Source organism: Bradyrhizobium sp. AZCC 1578, assembly GCF_036924675.1.
Lineage (GTDB): Bacteria > Pseudomonadota > Alphaproteobacteria > Rhizobiales > Xanthobacteraceae > Bradyrhizobium.
Map to the genome: position 1 here is coordinate 4,268,792 of NZ_JAZHRZ010000001.1, position 17,802 is coordinate 4,286,593.

Genomic DNA, 17,802 nt, shown 5'->3' on the forward strand with positions numbered 1-17,802 from the left:
ATGAGTAAGTTGACGCTAAAGACCGAAGGCGACACCCACGTCGTGGTTACCAGGCGGTTTACCGCCACGCCGGAGGCGGTGTTTCGCGCGCACACCGAGCCGGCGCTGATCCAGAAGTGGCTGCTTGGTCCGGAAGGCTGGACGATGCCGGTCTGCGTCAACGAGGCACGCCCGGGCGGCAAGATCCGGTACGAATGGAGTGACGGCAAGGGCGGCGGCTTCCACCTGACCGGCGAATTTATCGAGGTGGTGCCGTTTAGCCGCCTCGTACATGTCGAACGGATGCATCTGCCGGACCCGACACCTGACAATCACGTCGAAACAAACTTCGCGCCGGACGGAGCCGGCACCTTGATGACCATGCGAATGACGCTGCCAGATGCTGCGACGCGGACCATGATGCTGTCGAGCGGCATGGAGCAGGGAATGGAAGCGAGCTACGTCCGGCTCGAGAGCTTCATTAATTCGCTCCCTCGCGCCTAGCTGCCGACGCATCAGCAGCGACGCTCATCCCAGCAACATTTCAATGAGGGCACGCCGTGATCGAACCACTTCGTATTCTTCAAACCACCCCGCAGCTCACGGCCTCCATCCCGATCAAGGTGCCGCGCGAGGACGTTCGCAAGGTGATGGGACCCGGGCTCGCCGAATTGAAGGCTGCCGTCGCCGCACAGAACGTCGCAGTCATCGGGCCATGGTTCACACACCATATCCGCAACCCCGGCGAAGTCTTCGATTTCGAGATATGCCTTCCGGTCGCCACGCCCGTGGCGCCGGTCAATCGCATGAAGCCAGGGCAATGGCCCGCCATGAATATCGCCCAAACCACCTATCATGGCGGCTATGAAGGGCTCGGCAGCGCCTGGGGCGAATTCCTCGGCGCCATCAAGGCCGCAGGACACAAGACTGCAGACGGCCTTTACGAGTCCTATGCGGTTGGCCCGGACATGAGCGCTGATCCCTCTGCGTGGCGGACGGTGCTCAGCAAGGAATTGCTGGCGTCCTAGAGCGTTTTCAAGCGAAGTGGACACCGGTTCGCGTCAAGAAAACGCGTCAAAACGAGAATCTAGAGCCCGGTTCTGTTTCGATCAGAGCCGAAAAGGCTCCAGATCCTACTCCATCACCGCATGATCCGGCGCGGTCGATTGTTGGCGCAGGGTTGCCTTGGACGAGCCGATCATGATGGCGAGCGGGATGGCGCAGGCGGTGAAGATCATCACGAGCTGGTAGTCGTACGAGAACGCGATGATCTGCGCCTGTATTTTCACCATCATCTCCGCCATGGCGCGGCCCTTGTCGGTGGCGAGATCGATCATGCCGCTCACGGCGGGCATCTGCAGGGCGTGATTGAAGGGGTTGATATGCTCCGACAGGACCGCGTAGGTGTAGCGCGTGCCTTGCGTCAGTTGCGAGATCACGAGCGATATCCCGATCGAGCTGGCGACATTGCGCATCAAGGTCAGCATCGAGGTGCCGTCGGTGCGCAGATGATTGGGTAGCGTCAGGAACGCCACCGTGGAGAGCGGCACGAATACCAACCCGAAGCCAAAGCCCTGGACCACGCTGATGATCACGATCTCGGTCACGCCGGTCTGGTCGGTCCAGGCAGTCATGTAGAACAGCGACAGGCAGGTGATGCCGAGCCCCGAGACGATCAGCGTCCGCGCTTCGATATGGCGCATCATGCGGCCGACCAGCATCATAGCCACGAACGTGCCGCAGCCGCGGCTTGCCAGCAGAAGGCCCGCGGTAATGATCGGATAGCCGATCACGTTTTGCAGGAACGGTGATGACAGCGCCATGGTCGAGAACAGCACCAGCCCCATCACGGCCATGAACACGCAGCCGCCGACGAAATTCTTGTCCTTGAACAGTGCGAACTGGATAAACGGATGTTGCGTCGTTAGCGAATGCGCCAGGAAATAATAGAAGCCGACGGCTGATATAATGAACTCGGCGATGATCTCGTTGGATTCCAGCCAGCCGAGCTGCTCGCCGCGGTCGAGCGCGAGCTGCAGCGCGCCGATCGCGATTGCGAGCGCGGTGAAGCCGAACCAGTCAAACCGCAGCTCGAGGTCCTTCTTGGTCTCGTCCATGAAGATGACGAGGCCAAGCACGGTGATAATGCCGAACGGCAGGTTAACGAAGAACACCCAGTGCCAGGAATAGGTTTCCGTCAGCCAGGCGCCGAGCGACGGGCCCATGATCGGCCCCATCATCACCCCCATGCCCCAGATCGCCATCGCCTTCGCGCGTTCGTGCAGTGCGTAGGAATCGAGCATCACGGCCTGCGACAGTGGCACCAGCGCCGCGCCGAACACGCCTTGCAACAGACGAAACACCACCATCTGGCCGATGTCCTGCGCCAATCCGCATAACACCGAGGCGATGGTGAAGCCGGCCGAACAGATGATGAAGATGCGCTTGCTGCCGAAGCGGTTGGCGATCCACCCGACCGGCGCGGTCATGATCGCGGCAGCGACGATATAGGACGTCAGCACCCAGTTGATCTGGTCCTGCGACGCGGACAGCGTGCCCTGCATGTAGGGCAGCGCGACGTTGGCGATCGTCGTGTCCAGTGCCTGCATGATCGTCGCCGTCATGGCGCAGATCGTCACCATGTTCCGGCGCAGGCCCGGAACGGATGCCGATGGCTGGCCCGGCGTCGCCATGGCGCTAATCGTGGTCCTGGTTCGCCGTCGCCGGCGAAAGGCCGAGCAGGGCTGAGAGCGAGCGCCGATGGTTGGTGTCGATGGTGGCGTAGACGCTCATGCCGGCCTTCAGCTTGCGGACGAATTTGTCGTTCTTGTCGAAATAGATCCGCACCGGCACGCGCTGCACCACCTTGACGAAATTGCCCGACGCGTTCTGCGGCGGCAGGATCGCAAACTGGGCACCGGTGCCGGGCGAGAGCGAGCCGACCGTACCCTTGAAGGGGTGATTGGGGAACGCATCGACCTCGAGCGTCACGGACTGGCCGACCGCGACATAGGTGAAATCTGATTCCTTCGGGTTGGCGTCGACCCACGGGTTCGAGGTGTCGATGATACTGAACACCGGCGTACCAGCCGTGACGAAGCGGCCGAGCTGGATCTGCTCGACCTGCGTGGCGATGCCGGCCATCGGCGCGCGCATCACGGTGTGGTCGAGATTGCGCTGGGCCTGGTCGAGCGCCGCCTTGGCCTGGGCATAGGGCGGGAATTCCTCGAGCGGTAGATCGGGATTGCCGAGCAGTTGGGCCTTTGCGGTCGCAATCTTCTGCTGCAGCAACTGATACTGCGCGCTCGCGGTGACGAGGGCGGTCGACGCGTTATCGAGGTCAAGCTGCGAGCCGAAATTGTTCTTCACCAGCGAAGACTTGCGCTCCACGTCACGCCGCTTCAGGTCCATGCCCTGCTGCGAGAGTTCGCTCATCTGGCCATAGATTTTCAGGTCGGCGATCAGATTGTCATAGGTGACCTTGGCTTGCGCGAGGTTGGCCTTGGCCTGCGCCACGGCGAGGCGGAATGGCACCGGATCGATCTCAAACAGGATGTCGCCTGGATTGACCTGCTGGCCTTCCTTCACCACGACCTTCTCGATCTTGCCGGAGATGTCGGGCGTGATCAAAACCTTCTGCGCGCCGACATAGGCGTCGTCGGTGGTCACGTAGCGGCCACCGTTGAGATAGAACGTCACGCCGGCGACCAGCGCAACCAACGGCAACACCACCAACAGCAGGAAGCGCCGGTAGCGCCGCATGCCGGCCATCAGCCGGCGGCGCGGCTCGGCCGCGAGTTTCGGCCGTGACGGCGCCCCGGGGGCGCCCTTCTGCTCGGGCGGGAATTTGAGGACGGGATCAGCCATAGCGCTGCTCCTTTCTGGGAGGTTCGCCGGCCGGATTCTGGATCGCGTTGCGAACGTTTTCCTTGATCAGATCGAGTTGGTCGAGCAGGCGGTGGGCATCAGTGGGATTGATGCCGTCGAGCGCGGTCGCCGTCAGTTCGGAGCGAAGCCCGGCGAGCTTGCCGAGCAGCGGCCGCGCGGCCTTGCGCAGATACAGGCGGTTGACGCGCCGGTCATTCTCGTCGCCGCGGCGTTCGATCCAGCCATTGTCGCAGAGCTTGTCGATCAGCCGCGTCAGCGTGATCGGCTGCATTTCCATCAGTTCGGCAAGTTCCGACTGCTTGAGGCCCTCGGTGCGCTCGACCTTGGCCAGCACCGCCCATTGCGCACGGGTGATGCCGTAGCGCGCGGCCTGCCGGTCGGCATAGGCGCGCACCATCCGTTGCACCTCGCCAAGCGTAAACAGGAAGTTCATGTCCACGGAACCGCGCATGCCCAAGCCTCCATAAGCCTGCAATACAATAAGCTTGCTTATGAATTCTGCACGGCGAGTTAATAATGGCCTGATCCGCTTCCAGCACATGGCTGGGAGCCAATGCGTGCGCGGGCTTTAGGATTGGCCCTCAAACTGATACAAGGTCTGACATGAGCCTGACAAAGCCGACATTTCCTGCGCCCGGCCACGATCACGGCCGCTGCACTGCGGAAGCGATCGCGCATGCCGAACAGGTTTGCGCGCGGCGGGCGCAAAAATTTACCCCGATCCGGCGTCAGGTGCTGCAGGCGCTACTGTCGAGCCACCGCCCGCTCGGGGCCTATGAGGTGATCGACGAGCTCGCCAAATCGATGCCGCGGCCGGCGCCGATCACGGTCTACCGCGCGCTCGATTTCCTGATGGAAAACGGCCTGGTCCACCGCATCGAGAGCCGCAATGCGTTCCTTGCCTGCGCGCATGATCATGACGAGACCTCGATGGTGGCGTTTTTGATCTGCGAGCTCTGCGGCTCGGTCGGCGAAATCCCCGCAGCCCCCGTGGCGCAAAGCCTCAATGCGGCGGCGCGGGCCTCCGGATTTGCGCCAAAGCTCTCCGTCGTCGAGATCGCCGGCATCTGCGCGCATTGCCAAAAATAAGAAGCGGCGCCAAGCCGGCCACGAGGATAGATGTCATCCAAGCCAGTAGAACCTTCCGCCGGGCGTGCGCTCACCCCGGGCGCCATCGCCTTGATGCTGATGTTGTGCCTGAGCTGGGGCTTCAACCAGATTGCGGTGAAGCTAACGCTGCCCGATGTGCCGCCGATGCTGCAGGCCTTGATCCGCTCGGCCGGCGCGTTGCCGGTGATGCTGCTGGCCGGTTGGCTGCGCGGCGTAAAATTCTTCGAGCGTGACGGCTCGCTCGGCCCCGGCCTGCTGGCGGGCACGTTGTTCGGTATCGAATTCGTGCTGATCTTCAGCGGGCTGGTGTTCACATCGGCGTCGCGCGCCGCCGTGTTCCTGTACACTGCTCCGTTTTTCGTCGCGCTCGGCTCCTACCAGTTTCTCGGCGAGCGCCTGAGCATGATGCAATGGAGTGGGCTGGGCCTCAGCTTCGCCGGTGTCGCGCTGGCAATCGGTGTGCCGCAGGCAAATGTCGACGCAAAAGTGTTGCTGGGCGACCTGCTGGTGGTCGGCGGCGGCGCGCTGTGGGGCGCGACCACGCTTATCGCCAAGGGCACGAAACTTCGTAACGCAGCTCCGGAAAAGGCGCTCGGATATCAGGTGGCCGTATCGATCCCGATCCTGGGCTGCGCATCCCTGCTGTTCGGCGAGAAGATCACCCACATGCCGGGCGCGCTGTCGATCTCGTTGTTGGCTTATCAGGCGATCTGGGTGGTGGGCTGCACCTTCGTGCTGTGGTTCGCGCTGGTGAAGACCTATTCAGCCAGCAAACTATCGTCGTTCACCTTCGTCACGCCATTGTTCGGCGTCGTCGCCGCCTATTTCATCCTGCACGACACGCTGACCATTGCCTTCGGCGTTGCAGCGCTGCTTGTCATCGCCGGGCTCTATCTCGTCAACAAGCCGGATCCGAAGGTGGTGCCGGATCCGAACGTGCCGGCGTGATTCTTTCCGTCATTCCACAGGTACGCAAAGCACAAGCCTTCACCGTCATTGCGAGCGAAGCGAAGCAATCCATCCTTCCGCGCACGCTGAAAGATGGATTGCTTCGTCGCTGCCGCTCCTCGCAATGACGTGGAAGGAGTGCGGGTCTATGTTCTACCCCGTCTCGATCGGCAGCGACGCATCCTTGGCCCATTCGCCCATCGAGCCATCGTAAAGCGTGAGGTTGTCGTAACCGAGCTGGTAGAGCAGGAACAGGTCGACCGTCGCCGAGATGCCGCCGCCGCAATAGGCGATCACGCGCTTGTCCTTGGTGATGCCCTGCGCCTTGAATTTTGCTTCCGCCTCGCCAAGCGGGACGAACGCCTTGGTTTTCGGGTCGAGCAGTGTGGCCGCCGATACGTTGCAACTGCCGGGAACGCGGCCGGGCCGGCCATAGCGGCTGGGCTCGAGGCCTTTGTGAAATTGCGGGCCGAGCGCGTTGACGATGACGGTGCCTCGCTCGGACGTGGCGGCAAGCGTTTCGTGCTTGTCGACGAAGAAACCTGGCCTCGGCTTGGCCGTGAATGTTGCCGGCACGTATCCCTTCGCCGGCCCGGTTTCGAGCGGGCGTCCCTCGAACTTCCATTTGTCGAGACCGCCATCGAGCACCGCGACGTTCTCGAAGCCGAGCGATCTGAGCATCCACCAGAACCGCGTTGCCCACATCGGCGTGCCGATGCTGTACAGCACGACCCGGCTTTGATTTGAAACGCCATGGCGGCCGAACGCCCGTTCGAGCCGCGCCACATCCGGCATCGTGAAGCGAAGTTCGGTGTCGGGATCGGAGAACTCGCCCTGCAGATCGAGAAAGTCCGCGCCCGGAATATGTCCGGCCTCGAAGCTGTGCCGGCCTGGCACGGTGAGATAGGGTAGGCTGGAGCCTTCAGGGGCGGGTTCGAGGTAGGTGGTGCAATCGAACAGGCGCAGATCGGGCTGACTGAGAAGGTCGGTGAGTTCCGCCGTCGTGATCAGCTCGTTTCGCGCCGGCATACCCGCCTCCCATTATTTATGTTTCGGCAATGCTAGGGCTCGCATCGGGCCATGAAAAGGCCGCCAGACGCATGCTCGCCCTTTCAATTCGGCGATTCCTGTCCAATATAGCGGTTAACGAAGACTGAGGTCTTTTGCCCTGCTTTCGGCCGCTGCGGCTGGCCTAAGCTGTTGAACACACAAGATAAAAATCCGCCATGTGACAAGGCGCACACTGCCTTCGCCGCCCCCTTGGTACATGTCACCAAAACCTGATATTCGAGGCCCCATGAACAAGCCCGAAATAATCCCGCAAGACGACGTCGCCGGCCCGAAGGCCCGGCACAAAACCACCCAGGTCATGGTCGGCAATGTTGCCGTCGGTGGGGGGGCGCCGATCGTCGTGCAGTCGATGACCAATACCGACACCGCCGATGTCGAAGGCACAATCGCACAGGTCGCGGCGCTATCGCGCGCCGGATCGGAGATGGTGCGCATCACGGTCGACCGCGAGGAAGCTGCTGCCGCCGTTCCGCACATCCGCGATGGCCTGCGCAAGCGCGGCATCACCACGCCCCTGATCGGTGACTTCCATTATATCGGCCACAAGCTGCTGGCCGAATATCCGGCATGTGCCGAAGCGCTCGACAAGTATCGCATCAATCCCGGCAATGTCGGCTTCAAGAACAAGCGCGACACGCAGTTCGCCGACATCATCGAGATCGCCAACAAGAACAACAAGCCGGTGCGCATCGGGGCCAATTGGGGCTCGCTGGATCAGGAACTGCTGACCAAGCTGATGGACGAGAATACGGCCTCGCCGAACCCGCGCGATGCGCGCGCGGTAACGCGCGAGGCCATGGTGCAGTCGGCCTTGCTGTCGGCCGCCCGCGCCCAAGAGCTCGGCATGCCCAAGAACCGCATGATTTTGTCGGCAAAAGTTTCCGCCGTGCAGGACCTGATCGCAGTCTATCAGGAGCTGGCGCGCCGATCGGATTACGCCATTCACCTCGGCCTCACTGAAGCCGGCATGGGATCGAAGGGCATCGTGGCTTCATCCGCCGCGCTCGGCATCCTGCTGCAGGACGGCATCGGCGACACCATCCGCATTTCGCTCACGCCTGAGCCCGGCGGCGACCGCACGCTGGAAGTTCAGGTCGCGCAGGAATTGCTGCAGACCATGGGCTTCCGCACCTTTGTGCCGCTGGTCGCGGCATGCCCGGGCTGCGGCCGCACCACCTCGACGACATTCCAGGAGCTGGCGCGCTCGATCCAGGATTTCATCCGCGAGGAAATGCCGGCTTGGAAAACGCAATATCCCGGCGTCGAGCAGCTTAACGTCGCGGTGATGGGCTGCATCGTCAACGGCCCGGGCGAATCCAAGCACGCCAATATCGGCATCTCCCTGCCCGGCACCGGCGAAGCGCCGGCCGCGCCCGTGTTCGTCGACGGCAAGAAGTTCCGCACCCTGCGCGGTCCGACCATTGCCGCCGATTTCAAGGCGCTGGTGATCGATTACATCGATCAGCGCTACGGCAAGGGCAACAAGACGCCCGAGAGCGCGGTGACCGCAGCGGAGTAGGCTTTCTCTGCCTGTCGTCCCTGCGAAGGCAGGGACCCATAACCACCAGCCTGCATTGTTGAAACGCAGCCGTCGCCCCGCGTACCCATTCCGCCGGCCGCGGCGTATGGGCCCCTGCGTTCGCAGGGACGACATGTTGAGGGGTTCTCGCCTCTATTCCGTCGTCTCCGCGAACGCGGGGACCCATAACCACAGGTTTTTGTGGTTTATGCCGCGCTGTAGCTCCAGCCCCTACAACAACAATCTCTTGTGATTATGGGTCCCTGCGTTCGCACTAGTGGATGCACACATGTTGCAGTGCGATTCAGGCTTCATATGCAATTTTAGAATCGAAGATGCGAGCTCATCGAAATTTTGGAATCGAGGCTGGCGTTTTCGCGCAAGATCGGAATCCAGCGCTTCGGTGGGGTGGAGAGCGCGCGCAGCAAAACTACGTCGCAACACTTGAGAAGTGCAAAAACCCTTGGCTTTTCATGAGTATTTGCGGCGCAACAAGTGTGCATGCCCTAGTGCGTTCGCAGGGACGACGAGCTACGTGCATTGCACTTCGTCTCGCCTGCGCTACGATGCGTCCCAATCAAGAACGATTGGGAGAACGCCCATGTCATCGCTGTCCGGCAAGCAGGGACCGCGCTACCGGCACGTCGCCGACGAAGCCGAACCTTACGAGACCATTGCGGTCGAGAAACTCACACCAATCATCGGCGCGGAAATTTCCGGCGTCGATATCGGCAAGCTCGTCTCGGACGACGCGCGCTCCAACCGGCAGATGGACGAAATCCATCGCGCGCTCGCCGAAAACCTCGTCATCTTCTTTCGCGACCAGCATATCACTCCGCAGCAACATCTCGCTTTCGGGCGCAAGTTCGGTGAACTGCATGTGCATCCGGCGGCGCCCAACGAGGGCGACCCGGCGCTGATGAAGATCTATGCCGACAAGGATTCGCCGCGCGCCAATGGCGAGGGCTGGCACACCGACGTGTCCTGCGACGTCGAGCCGCCGATGGGGTCGATCCTCTACATCAAGCAATGCCCGCCGCGCGGCGGCGATACGCTGTTTGCCAACATGTACGCCGCCTATGAGGCGCTGTCGGACCGAATGAAAACCTATCTCGACAGGCTGACCGCATTGCACGACGGCGAGCAGACCTATCGCGGGCTCTACGCCAACTATGGCGTCGCCGACCGGGTGGAATATCCGCGTGCCGAACACCCCGTGGTGCGCACGCATCCCGTCACCGGCAAGAAGGCGCTCTACGTCAATCGCGGCTTCACCCGCTATATTGTGGGTATTCCCCGCGACGAGAGCGATGCCATGCTCGCCTATCTCTACCAGCACGCGGAGAACCCGCTGTTCCAATGCCGCTTCCGCTGGACGGAAAACGCCATCGCGTTCTGGGACAATCGCTGCGCCCAGCACCGCGCGATGTGGGACTACTGGCCGCACACAAGATCGGGGACGCGCGTGACGGTGAAAGGGGAGCGGCCGGTTTAGAGGCGCGTTGACGTATCGCGCCCCCTGCGCCAAGTTCGGCCAAAAGCAACAACAAATCCCGGAGGACGCCCCATGCTCCGCGCCGAAGACAACAAATTCCTCACCGAGAGCGGCGCCGGCACCGGCATGGGTGAATTGCTGCGCCGCTTCTGGATTCCGGTGCTGCTGTCGGAAGAGTTACCTGAGGCCGACGGCCCGCCGAAGAAGATCGTCGTCATGGGCGAGGAGCTGCTCGCCTTCCGCGATACAAGCGGCGTGGTCGGCGTCATCGATCAATATTGCCCGCATCGCGGCGCCAATCTCTGGCTTGGCCGCAACGAGGAGTGCGGCATCCGCTGCGTCTATCACGGCTGGAAGTTCGACAGCGACGGCCGCTGCGTCGACATGCCGACCTCCTATCCCGACCTCAACGCCAAGGACATGATCCGCATCAAGTCCTATCCGGTGCGCGAGTGGGGCGACATGATCTGGGCCTATATGGGTCCCGCCGAAGAGGTGCCCGAGCTGCCCGATCTGGAAATGGCGCTGGTGCCGCCCTCGCATCGCTACGTTTCGAAGAAATGGCAGGACTGCAACTGGGTGCAGGCACTGGAAGGCTCGATCGACACCGCGCATTTTACCTTCGCGCATCTCTCCTTCGAAAAGGAAGAGAACGAGATCCTCGATATCAAGAAGCACTTTGTGAATCCGCTTGTGCGCGTGGCCACCGATCACATGCGCTGGATCGCGGAAGATCCGCGCCCCGTCATCAAGATCAACCCGCATGACGCCGGGCTGACGATTGCCGGCGGGCGTCTCACCGGCAGCGATAGTATCTACTGGCGTATCGCCCAGTTCCTGATGCCGGTGCATGCCTATGCGCCGAGCGCGATGCCGGGCGAGAACATCTTTGGTCAGAGCTTTGTGCCGGTCACCGATACCAATTGCTGGATCTATACTTATGCCTGGAATCCGGAACGGCCGATTACGGATGCCGAGCGTGAGGCCTACGATCGCGGCAACGGCGTCATTGCGGAAGTCGACGAGAACTATGTGCCGCTGCGCAACAAGTCGAACAACTACCTGATCGATCGCAAGCTGCAGAAGACCCAAAGCTACACCGGCATCAAGGGCGTGTCCGAGCAGGACGCCGCCGTGCAGGACAGCCAGGGCCCGATCGCCGACCGCACGCGCGAACATCTCGGCCCGACCGACCTCGGCATCATGCATTTCCGCAAGCTCGTAATGGACGCCGCCCGGGCGCTGCAGAAGGGCGAGGCGCCGCCGCACCTGAAGCATCAGGACCGCTACGCCGTGCGCTCGGGCGCCTGCGTCACCAGCAAAACCAAGGACCTCACCGCTGTCATGATCGAGCGGTTCGGCGATGCGGCCGGCTATGTTGGCGGTCCCGGCAGGAACGCGGCGGCAGAGTAGGGGCAGGCCTGAGCAAATATTACTCGCGCAGATCGTAGCGGTAGGATTTCGAGACGATTTTCCAGCCGTCCCGCAGCTTCATCGCCACCAGATAGTCGGTGAAATAGCGCGGCGGCAACTGGCAGCGCACTTTGATGAAGGCGGTCTGATCATCCGAGCGATCGATCGTCACGATGAAATCCTCGCGCGGCTTTCCTTCAGCCTTGGCGGAGGGCCGCTTGCGTACCCGGTCGAGCCAGTCCGGTACGGTCAGCACCTGCAACTCGCCCTTCTCCAGCCAGCGCAAATCGGCGCTTGCGTCGAAGATCGCGCCGAGCTTGTCGGCATCGCCCTCATAAAGGCCATCGAAATAGGTCTGCACCACGGCTTCGACGGTCGATCGGTCTGAGCTCACGGCTATTCCTCCCGGACAAGACAGAAATCATTCGGGGTGAATTTAGTCATGGACCGGCGGATTGCGCTATTGAGAAAAGGCGAACGCTCGCATCGTTGCCGAGGAATGCACCTGTCCCGCGGGCTGCGCCGGGAACCCCGGTGGAAACGGGCAATAGCGGTGGCCGAACCTGCGGGCCTGTTCGCCTGACTAAGAATATAGCGAGGGGCGCGATTCACGTCTCCGTGGTTCGTGACCTAACTCACAAAGCCCGCCTGATCCTTCTGATAGGCAGACCGGTGTGGTAAAAAAGTACGAGGCTCCGGAGGAGTCGTGATGATGTCTGGATCGCTAAAATTGTGCCGATGGGCACTTGCAGCCGTCGCCTTCCTGCTGGTGAGCGAGCCGGCCTTTGCCGAGAAGCGCGTCGCGCTGATTCTCGGCAATTCCGCCTACCAGAATGTCGCACCCCTCACCAACCCGGTTAACGACAGTTCCAAAATCGCGGCGACGCTGAAGGACGCCGGTTTTGACGTCGTCGATTCCCGCCGCGACTTGCCGGCAGCCGAAACCCGTCGCGCGCTGCGCGACTTCGCCGATCGCGCGCGCGATGCCGATATTGCCGTGGTCTACTACGCCGGCCACGGGATCGAAGTTGACGGCGCGAATTACCTGATTCCCGTCGATGCCCGGCTGGAACGCGATACCGACATTTATGACGAGGGGCTCTCGCTCGATCGCATCCTGATCGCAATCGAGCCCGCCAAGAAGCTGCGGCTCGTGATTCTCGACGCCTGCCGCGACAATCCGTTTGCCCGCACCATGAAGCGCACCATCGCGTCGCGCGCGATCGGGCAAGGCCTGGCCAAGGTCGAGCCGACCAGCCCCAACGTCCTGATCGCCTATTCGGCCAAGGCCGGTTCGACGGCGGCCGACGGTGACGGCAAGAACAGCCCGTTCACGTCGGCGCTGTCGAATCATTTGACGAAGCCCGGGCTCGACGTCCGCCGCGCGTTCGGCTTTGTCCGCGACGAGGTGCTCAAGACCACCAATAATCGACAGGAACCCTTTGTGTATGGTTCGCTGGGCGGTGAAGACGTGCCACTGGTGCCGGCGCGTCCGGCGCCTGCGGCGGCAGCTCCTGCGCCAGCCCTCAGTGCGCAGGCCGAAGCCCGCCGCGATTACGAACTCGCGCTGCAGATCGGCAACAAGAGCGCGCTCAACGCCTTCCTTGGGCAATATCCCGACGGCTTCTATTCGAGCCTTGCAAAACTTCAGCTCGACAAGATCGCGGCCGAGGAGGCGCGCGTCGCGGCGACCGAGAAGGCGCGGCTCGCCGAGCAGGAACGGGCCCGGCTCGCCGCCGAGGGCGCCCAGAAGTCGCAGCAGGCAAAGGCCGAAGCGGAAGCCAAGGCCGCCGAGCAGGCGCGCGTCGCGGCTGAAAAGGCCAAGCAGGTGGCGCAGGAGCAGGCGGCCGCGGCCGAGCAGAAGCGCGTCGCCGCCGAAAGCGCTGCCGCCGACAAGGCGCCTGCCCCGGCATCCGCTGACAAGGACAAGACCGTGAACGTTGCTGCCCTCACGTCAGGGCCGCCGCAGGCCGACGTCACCAAGTCGGTACAGGCCGAACTGCAACGTGTCGGCTGCCTGACCGGCAACGCCGATGGCAACTGGAATCGCGCCTCGCAGCGGTCGCTGACCCTGTTCAACCGCTACGCCGGAACCAAGCTCGACACCAAGGTCGCCAGCGTCGATACGCTCGATACGATCAAGCTGAAGTCGTCGCGCGTGTGCCCGCTGGTCTGCGAGCACGGCTTCAAGGCCGAGGGCGAGCGCTGCACCAAGATCACGTGCGCGGAGGGCTCGTACCTCAACGACGACAACGAATGTGAGAAGCGTAGCGCCAGGAAGCCGGTCGCCAAGCGCGAGAAGCCCGAACCGCGGCAGGCGCTGGAAGCTAGGCCGTATCAGGTGCCGCGGGGCAGGCAGGCCACCGCCGGGCGTTATCAGGGACGGGATCCGAGCATCGGGGCCAGTGGCCGCCCGCTCACCGGCCTCGAACGCCAGCAGGGCTGCAATGGCTACCAGGCCATCATGTCGGGCGTGTGCCCGTAACGGCGGCCTGCATCAGATCAAGTCCACATTGGCGCCGCGACAGCGGGGCCAATTGCTTTTCAGATCACGCTCGCCGCGATATTCACCATCAAGGCCAGCAGCGCGGTGTTGAACACGAACGAAATGATGCCGTGCACGGTCGCGGTGCGGCGGATAATCCTGTCGGTAATGCCGACGTCGGAGACCTGCGCGGTCATGCCGATCACGAACGAGAAGTAGACGAAATCCCAGTAATCCGCATCCTCGTGCGGGTCGCCGCTTGGAAACTGCAGGCCGCCGGGCCTTTTGCCGCGATAGAAATCATGGGCGTAGTGCAGCGCAAAGGCGGTATGCACAAGCGCCCATGACAATGCGATTGTCGCCGTCGCCAGGATGAGCCCGGCCGGATTGCCTTTCGAGGCGCCGAGCTCGAACGCGATCGCGCCAAGGCTTGCAAGGGCGCCGAACGCGGTCACTAGCAGGATCAGGAAACGCCCGTCATCCTGCAACACTGCGCTGCGCCTTATATGGCCGACGTCGCAGCGCAGCATCATGATGTAGGCAAGCACGAGATACAGTGCGGCGAAGATATCCCAGCCGACGATGAGACGTGTCGCCAGCCGAAACGTATCAGGCACCAGGAAGAAGACGGTCACGCCAACCGCGAGCGCGATAAAGGTCCGCGGCCTTCCGTAGACGACGCGGACCGGCATCGGCAGGTTCTGGAAGCGAACAAGGTGTTTCTCGAATTCCTTGTCCATCCGCTGGCCTTCGATACGCGCTATAGCGTTTTCGAGCGAAGTGGATACCGGTTCGCGTGAAGAAAACGCGTCAAAACATGAATCCAGAGCTTCGGTTCTGATTTCAATCAGAGCCGAAGCTCTAGTTCCTGCGCTCCGCGACAAAGCGCGCGGCTGCCCGCAATATGTCGCCCTTCGCGCCGAAGATCGACAGTGCGGAATCGGCGCGCGCCAACAGATCGCGCACGCGCTGCTTGGCGCCGTCGATGCCGAGCTGGGTGACGAAGGTCGTCTTGCCCAGCGCCGCATCCTGGCCGGTCTGCTTGCCGAGCGCTGCGGCGTCGCCCTCGACGTCGAGCAGGTCGTCGGCGATCTGGAACGCCTCGCCGAGCGCGCGGCCGTAATCGTCGAGCGCCTGGTATTCCTTCGGCGTGGACTGGCCGAGGATCGCGCCGGCGATGCAGCCATAGCGCAACAGCGCGCCGGTCTTCATCTGCTGCAGCCGCGCCACGTCGACCGGCTCGCGGTCGCCGAAGCGGCCTTCGCCGGCGAGGTCGAGGATCTGGCCGCCGACCATGCCGCCGATGCCGGAACCGCGCGCCAGTGCCCGCGTCAACAAGAGGCGCACATTGGCGTCCTTGTGGATCTCGTCGCGGGTGACGATGTCGAACGCCAGCGTCAACAGCCCGTCGCCAGCGAGGATCGCGGTGGCGTCGTCGGTCTTCTTGTGCAGCGTGGGCCGGCCGCGGCGCAAATCGCTGTTGTCCATCGCCGGCAAATCGTCATGGATCAGGGAATAGCAATGGATGCATTCCAGCGCCGCGCCGACCAGCAGCGCGGCCTCGCGCGGGACGCCGAACACCGCCGAGCTTTCGACCACCAGAAAGGGCCGCAGCCGCTTTCCGCCGCCGAGGCTGGAATAGCGCATCGCGTCCATCAGCCGCTTCGGCCGCGCGATCTCGTCGGGCAGCAGCGTATCGGACAACAGCTTCGCCAGCAGCGCTTCAGTGTCCTCCGCGGTTTGGTCCAGTCGTTTGGCAAAATCGGCAGTGGCGGTGGTCATTAAGAATAGCTCCAGATCAATTTGGCCCGGACAATGTTTGATGGCGGGCGCTTCGTCAATTCCATGACCCCCGTCACAAAAGCGCTGGAAAACGCCCGAAATATCATGGAGATGTCACATGGGTGGGGCCTGTTCAGCGGTCCCGGCGCGCCTAAGCTGAACCGGAAGCATCCATTTTGCGCATTGTCCGAATTTTCGTGCTGATCCTGCTGGCGGTGCTGTTGCTGCCCTATCTGGTGACGCCGTTCTACCGCACCGGGCATCCGGTCTCGGCCCTGATGGCCTGGCGCTGGCTCAAGGGCGCGCCGGTGTCGCGGCAATGGATCGATTTCAAGGCGATTTCGCCCTACCTGCCGCGCTCGGTGGTCGGCTCCGAAGACGCCAGATTCTGCAGCCATCGCGGGGTCGATTGGGGCGCGCTGCAGGACGCAATCGACGACGCCGAGGACGGCGAACCCACCCGCGGCGGGTCGACAATTACCCAGCAGGTGGCGAAAAACCTGTTCCTGTGGCCGGGCCGCAGCGTGGTCCGCAAGGTGCTGGAACTACCGCTTGCGATGTGGATCGATCTGGTGCTGCCCAAGCAGCGGATCCTGGAAATCTATCTCAACATCGCTGAACTCGGCCCGTCCGGGCAGTTCGGGGCAGAAGCCGGTTCCCTCTACGCCTTTGGCCGTTCGGCCTCGGCCCTGTCGCCGCGCGAGGCCGCCTTGCTGGCGGCGATTCTGCCCAACCCTGTCAGGCGCAGCGCCCGCAACCCCGGCCCCGGCGTGCGCCGTCTGGCCGCCACCTACATGGCGCGGGCCAATGCCGCGGCGCTACAGCGCTGCTGGAGCGAGAATCGCGCTTTTTGAGCCAATTTTCGGCCGGTTTTACCGCAACCTGCCCTAGCTTTACGCCGGCCCATCCTCTATAAGCGCGGCCTTATCGGCATCGCAGCCCGTGCGCGAAGCGCTGGGCGGTCTGGTTTCGGACGGATGCCTCCGACAAAACACCCCTAGAGGACTGTTATGGCCGTTCCCAGAAGAAAAATATCGCCCTCGCGGCGTGGCATGCGCCGCTCGGCGGATGCACTGAAGAAGCCGACCTATGCCGAGGACAAGGATTCGGGCGAGCTGCGCCGTCCGCACCACCTCGACCTGAAGACCGGCATGTACAAGGGCCGGCAGGTGCTGAAGAAGAAGGAATCCTGACCGGATAGGGGATTAAGGCACCGCTTCCAGTGGCGCCTGCCCGAATTTGGCCAACGAGTGGGCCAACGGTTCCACAGGGCGAAGCGATGCTTTGCCCGGGGACGTTTCCGGTTTTCCTAGCAAGGCGCGATACCCATGGTCGGTTTTCCGCTGCTTCTGATTCCGCTCGCGATCTACAACATCATCGTCTTCCTGATGCCGGAGGTATCGTTCACCGATCCGCTGGTGAAGCTGACCTTGATGTCGGGTGCGGAATGGACCGTGACGCTGAGCGACGTGCTGCTCACGCTCAGCATCTTGCTGCTACTCGCCGAAGTCATCAAAGGCGCGCGGCCCGGCGCGAAATATCTCACCGACCATCTGCTGTCGCTGATCGTGTTCGGAGCGGCGGCGGCTGAATTCATGCTGTGGCCGAAGTTCGGCACCTCGACCTATTTCCTGATGACAGCCCTGTCGCTGGTGGATTTCCTCTCCGGCCTGGCATTGCGGACACGACGCCGTGCCGTCGTCGCAGCGGCGGCGCCTGCGCCTACGCCTCCAGCAAAAGACGCCGAAAAGGCCGAGGCCCCGGCAGCCGAGCCCAAAATTGAGCCTGCACCGGCAGCAGCAGCACCTTCGCCTGCCCCTGCTACACCAGCGGCAGCCTCTGTTGCTGAATCCGTGTTGAAGGATCGCGCCGAGCCGAAACCGGTGCAGCCCGCCGCCGCGCCCGAGGCGGCTTCAACGGCAGCCCCGTCGCCCGCAGTGTCGTCATCGGAAGTTCCTGCGCCAGAAGCCCCTGCACCCCAAAGCCCTGCACCCCAAGGCCCCACGCCCCAAGGCCCTACGCAAGGCCCTACGCCCCAAGTCTCGTCGCCAGGACTGCAGCCGGGCTCAGGCCCTCCGCCCTCGGATAAGCCCGATACGCCTCAGCGCTGAT

18 protein-coding genes are annotated in these 17,802 nt (G+C 62.8%); 11 read left to right on the forward strand and 7 right to left on the reverse strand.

Annotated features, from left to right (window positions below):
- A complete protein-coding gene (locus V1290_RS20320; protein ID WP_334366053.1) occupies positions 1–483 on the forward strand; it encodes an SRPBCC domain-containing protein in 483 nt (160 codons plus the stop codon).
- A 56-nt stretch (positions 484–539) separates the two neighbouring features.
- On the forward strand, positions 540–1,007 hold the full coding sequence (locus V1290_RS20325) for a GyrI-like domain-containing protein (protein WP_334366054.1): 468 nt from the start codon (positions 540–542) through the stop codon (positions 1,005–1,007).
- Positions 1,008–1,112: 105 nt separating this feature from the next.
- On the opposite strand, the gene V1290_RS20330 is transcribed toward V1290_RS20325, so the two are convergent.
- Genes V1290_RS20330 through V1290_RS20340 form a run of 3 tightly spaced genes read right to left on the reverse strand, consistent with a single transcriptional unit; the run spans position 1,113 to position 4,318 of the window.
- Positions 1,113–2,672, reverse strand: coding sequence for an MDR family MFS transporter (locus V1290_RS20330; protein ID WP_334366055.1), 1,560 nt, complete (start codon positions 2,670–2,672; stop codon positions 1,113–1,115).
- A 4-nt stretch (positions 2,673–2,676) separates the two neighbouring features.
- Positions 2,677–3,846 (reverse strand): HlyD family secretion protein, encoded by a 1,170-nt coding sequence (locus tag V1290_RS20335; protein WP_334366056.1) that lies wholly within the window; start codon positions 3,844–3,846, stop codon positions 2,677–2,679.
- Complete coding sequence (locus tag V1290_RS20340) at positions 3,839–4,318, reverse strand: MarR family winged helix-turn-helix transcriptional regulator (protein ID WP_334366057.1); 480 nt, start codon at positions 4,316–4,318, stop codon at positions 3,839–3,841. The genes V1290_RS20335 and V1290_RS20340 overlap by 8 nt, the downstream gene beginning before the upstream one ends.
- A 152-nt stretch (positions 4,319–4,470) precedes the next feature.
- Here V1290_RS20340 and V1290_RS20345 point away from each other — a divergent pair, with 152 nt between their 5' ends.
- Complete coding sequence (locus V1290_RS20345) at positions 4,471–4,956, forward strand: Fur family transcriptional regulator (RefSeq protein WP_028347712.1); 486 nt, start codon at positions 4,471–4,473, stop codon at positions 4,954–4,956.
- Between the two features lie 30 nt (positions 4,957–4,986).
- Positions 4,987–5,925, forward strand: a complete 939-nt coding sequence (locus tag V1290_RS20350) for a DMT family transporter (protein WP_334366058.1) — start codon at positions 4,987–4,989, stop codon at positions 5,923–5,925.
- A gap of 153 nt (positions 5,926–6,078) precedes the next feature.
- Here the strand turns inward: V1290_RS20350 and V1290_RS20355 are convergent, their stop codons facing one another.
- A complete protein-coding gene (locus V1290_RS20355) occupies positions 6,079–6,954 on the reverse strand; it encodes a sulfurtransferase (protein WP_334366059.1) in 876 nt (291 codons plus the stop codon).
- A gap of 268 nt (positions 6,955–7,222) precedes the next feature.
- On the opposite strand from V1290_RS20355, the gene ispG reads away from it, so the two are divergent.
- The 3 genes from ispG (at position 7,223) to V1290_RS20370 (ending at position 11,423) form a co-directional block, all read left to right on the forward strand.
- Positions 7,223–8,515 carry a flavodoxin-dependent (E)-4-hydroxy-3-methylbut-2-enyl-diphosphate synthase gene (ispG, locus tag V1290_RS20360; RefSeq protein ID WP_334366060.1) on the forward strand — a complete coding sequence of 431 codons (1,293 nt, stop codon included), beginning with the start codon at positions 7,223–7,225 and terminating at the stop codon, positions 8,513–8,515.
- A 601-nt stretch (positions 8,516–9,116) separates the two neighbouring features.
- The gene (locus V1290_RS20365) at positions 9,117–10,010 is read left to right on the forward strand and encodes a TauD/TfdA dioxygenase family protein (RefSeq protein ID WP_334366061.1); all 894 of its coding nucleotides are present in this window, start codon (positions 9,117–9,119) and stop codon (positions 10,008–10,010) included.
- 72 nt (positions 10,011–10,082) lie between these two features.
- Positions 10,083–11,423 (forward strand): Rieske 2Fe-2S domain-containing protein, encoded by a 1,341-nt coding sequence (locus V1290_RS20370; protein WP_334366062.1) that lies wholly within the window; start codon positions 10,083–10,085, stop codon positions 11,421–11,423.
- Positions 11,424–11,442: 19 nt separating this feature from the next.
- Here V1290_RS20370 and V1290_RS20375 read toward each other — a convergent pair whose 3' ends face one another.
- Positions 11,443–11,817, reverse strand: coding sequence for a nuclear transport factor 2 family protein (locus tag V1290_RS20375; RefSeq protein ID WP_334366063.1), 375 nt, complete (start codon positions 11,815–11,817; stop codon positions 11,443–11,445).
- A 318-nt stretch (positions 11,818–12,135) separates the two neighbouring features.
- Here V1290_RS20375 and V1290_RS20380 point away from each other — a divergent pair, with 318 nt between their 5' ends.
- Positions 12,136–13,908, forward strand: a complete 1,773-nt coding sequence (locus V1290_RS20380; RefSeq protein WP_334366064.1) for a caspase family protein — start codon at positions 12,136–12,138, stop codon at positions 13,906–13,908.
- A 59-nt stretch (positions 13,909–13,967) separates the two neighbouring features.
- Here V1290_RS20380 and V1290_RS20385 read toward each other — a convergent pair whose 3' ends face one another.
- Positions 13,968–14,648, reverse strand: coding sequence for a DUF1345 domain-containing protein (locus V1290_RS20385; RefSeq protein ID WP_334366065.1), 681 nt, complete (start codon positions 14,646–14,648; stop codon positions 13,968–13,970).
- A 121-nt stretch (positions 14,649–14,769) separates the two neighbouring features.
- The gene (locus V1290_RS20390) at positions 14,770–15,690 is read right to left on the reverse strand and encodes a polyprenyl synthetase family protein (protein ID WP_028347703.1); all 921 of its coding nucleotides are present in this window, start codon (positions 15,688–15,690) and stop codon (positions 14,770–14,772) included.
- 176 nt (positions 15,691–15,866) lie between these two features.
- On the opposite strand from V1290_RS20390, the gene mtgA reads away from it, so the two are divergent.
- From mtgA to V1290_RS20405, 3 genes are all read left to right on the forward strand, one after another.
- Positions 15,867–16,544, forward strand: a complete 678-nt coding sequence (mtgA, locus tag V1290_RS20395) for a monofunctional biosynthetic peptidoglycan transglycosylase (RefSeq protein WP_334366066.1) — start codon at positions 15,867–15,869, stop codon at positions 16,542–16,544.
- A gap of 156 nt (positions 16,545–16,700) precedes the next feature.
- Complete coding sequence (gene rpmF / locus V1290_RS20400) at positions 16,701–16,883, forward strand: 50S ribosomal protein L32 (RefSeq protein ID WP_334366067.1); 183 nt, start codon at positions 16,701–16,703, stop codon at positions 16,881–16,883.
- A 135-nt stretch (positions 16,884–17,018) separates the two neighbouring features.
- Complete coding sequence (locus V1290_RS20405) at positions 17,019–17,801, forward strand: hypothetical protein (RefSeq protein WP_334366068.1); 783 nt, start codon at positions 17,019–17,021, stop codon at positions 17,799–17,801.
- Position 17,802: the final 1 nt, after the last annotated feature.

What these genes read in the sequence shown, in the direction of transcription:
- V1290_RS20320 (WP_334366053.1), top strand. Translation starts at nt 1, where the DNA reads ATGAGTAAGTTGACGCTAAAGACCGAAGGCGACACCCACGTCGTGGTT.
- V1290_RS20330 (WP_334366055.1), bottom strand. Translation starts at nt 2,672, where the DNA reads ATGGCGACGCCGGGCCAGCCATCGGCATCCGTTCCGGGCCTGCGCCGG.
- V1290_RS20335 (WP_334366056.1), bottom strand. Translation starts at nt 3,846, where the DNA reads ATGGCTGATCCCGTCCTCAAATTCCCGCCCGAGCAGAAGGGCGCCCCC.
- V1290_RS20340 (WP_334366057.1), bottom strand. Translation starts at nt 4,318, where the DNA reads ATGCGCGGTTCCGTGGACATGAACTTCCTGTTTACGCTTGGCGAGGTG.
- V1290_RS20345 (WP_028347712.1), top strand. Translation starts at nt 4,471, where the DNA reads ATGAGCCTGACAAAGCCGACATTTCCTGCGCCCGGCCACGATCACGGC.
- V1290_RS20350 (WP_334366058.1), top strand. Translation starts at nt 4,987, where the DNA reads ATGTCATCCAAGCCAGTAGAACCTTCCGCCGGGCGTGCGCTCACCCCG.
- V1290_RS20355 (WP_334366059.1), bottom strand. Translation starts at nt 6,954, where the DNA reads ATGCCGGCGCGAAACGAGCTGATCACGACGGCGGAACTCACCGACCTT.
- ispG (WP_334366060.1), top strand. Translation starts at nt 7,223, where the DNA reads ATGAACAAGCCCGAAATAATCCCGCAAGACGACGTCGCCGGCCCGAAG.
- V1290_RS20365 (WP_334366061.1), top strand. Translation starts at nt 9,117, where the DNA reads ATGTCATCGCTGTCCGGCAAGCAGGGACCGCGCTACCGGCACGTCGCC.
- V1290_RS20370 (WP_334366062.1), top strand. Translation starts at nt 10,083, where the DNA reads ATGCTCCGCGCCGAAGACAACAAATTCCTCACCGAGAGCGGCGCCGGC.
- V1290_RS20380 (WP_334366064.1), top strand. Translation starts at nt 12,136, where the DNA reads ATGTCTGGATCGCTAAAATTGTGCCGATGGGCACTTGCAGCCGTCGCC.
- V1290_RS20385 (WP_334366065.1), bottom strand. Translation starts at nt 14,648, where the DNA reads ATGGACAAGGAATTCGAGAAACACCTTGTTCGCTTCCAGAACCTGCCG.
- V1290_RS20390 (WP_028347703.1), bottom strand. Translation starts at nt 15,690, where the DNA reads ATGACCACCGCCACTGCCGATTTTGCCAAACGACTGGACCAAACCGCG.
- rpmF (WP_334366067.1), top strand. Translation starts at nt 16,701, where the DNA reads ATGGCCGTTCCCAGAAGAAAAATATCGCCCTCGCGGCGTGGCATGCGC.
- V1290_RS20405 (WP_334366068.1), top strand. Translation starts at nt 17,019, where the DNA reads ATGGTCGGTTTTCCGCTGCTTCTGATTCCGCTCGCGATCTACAACATC.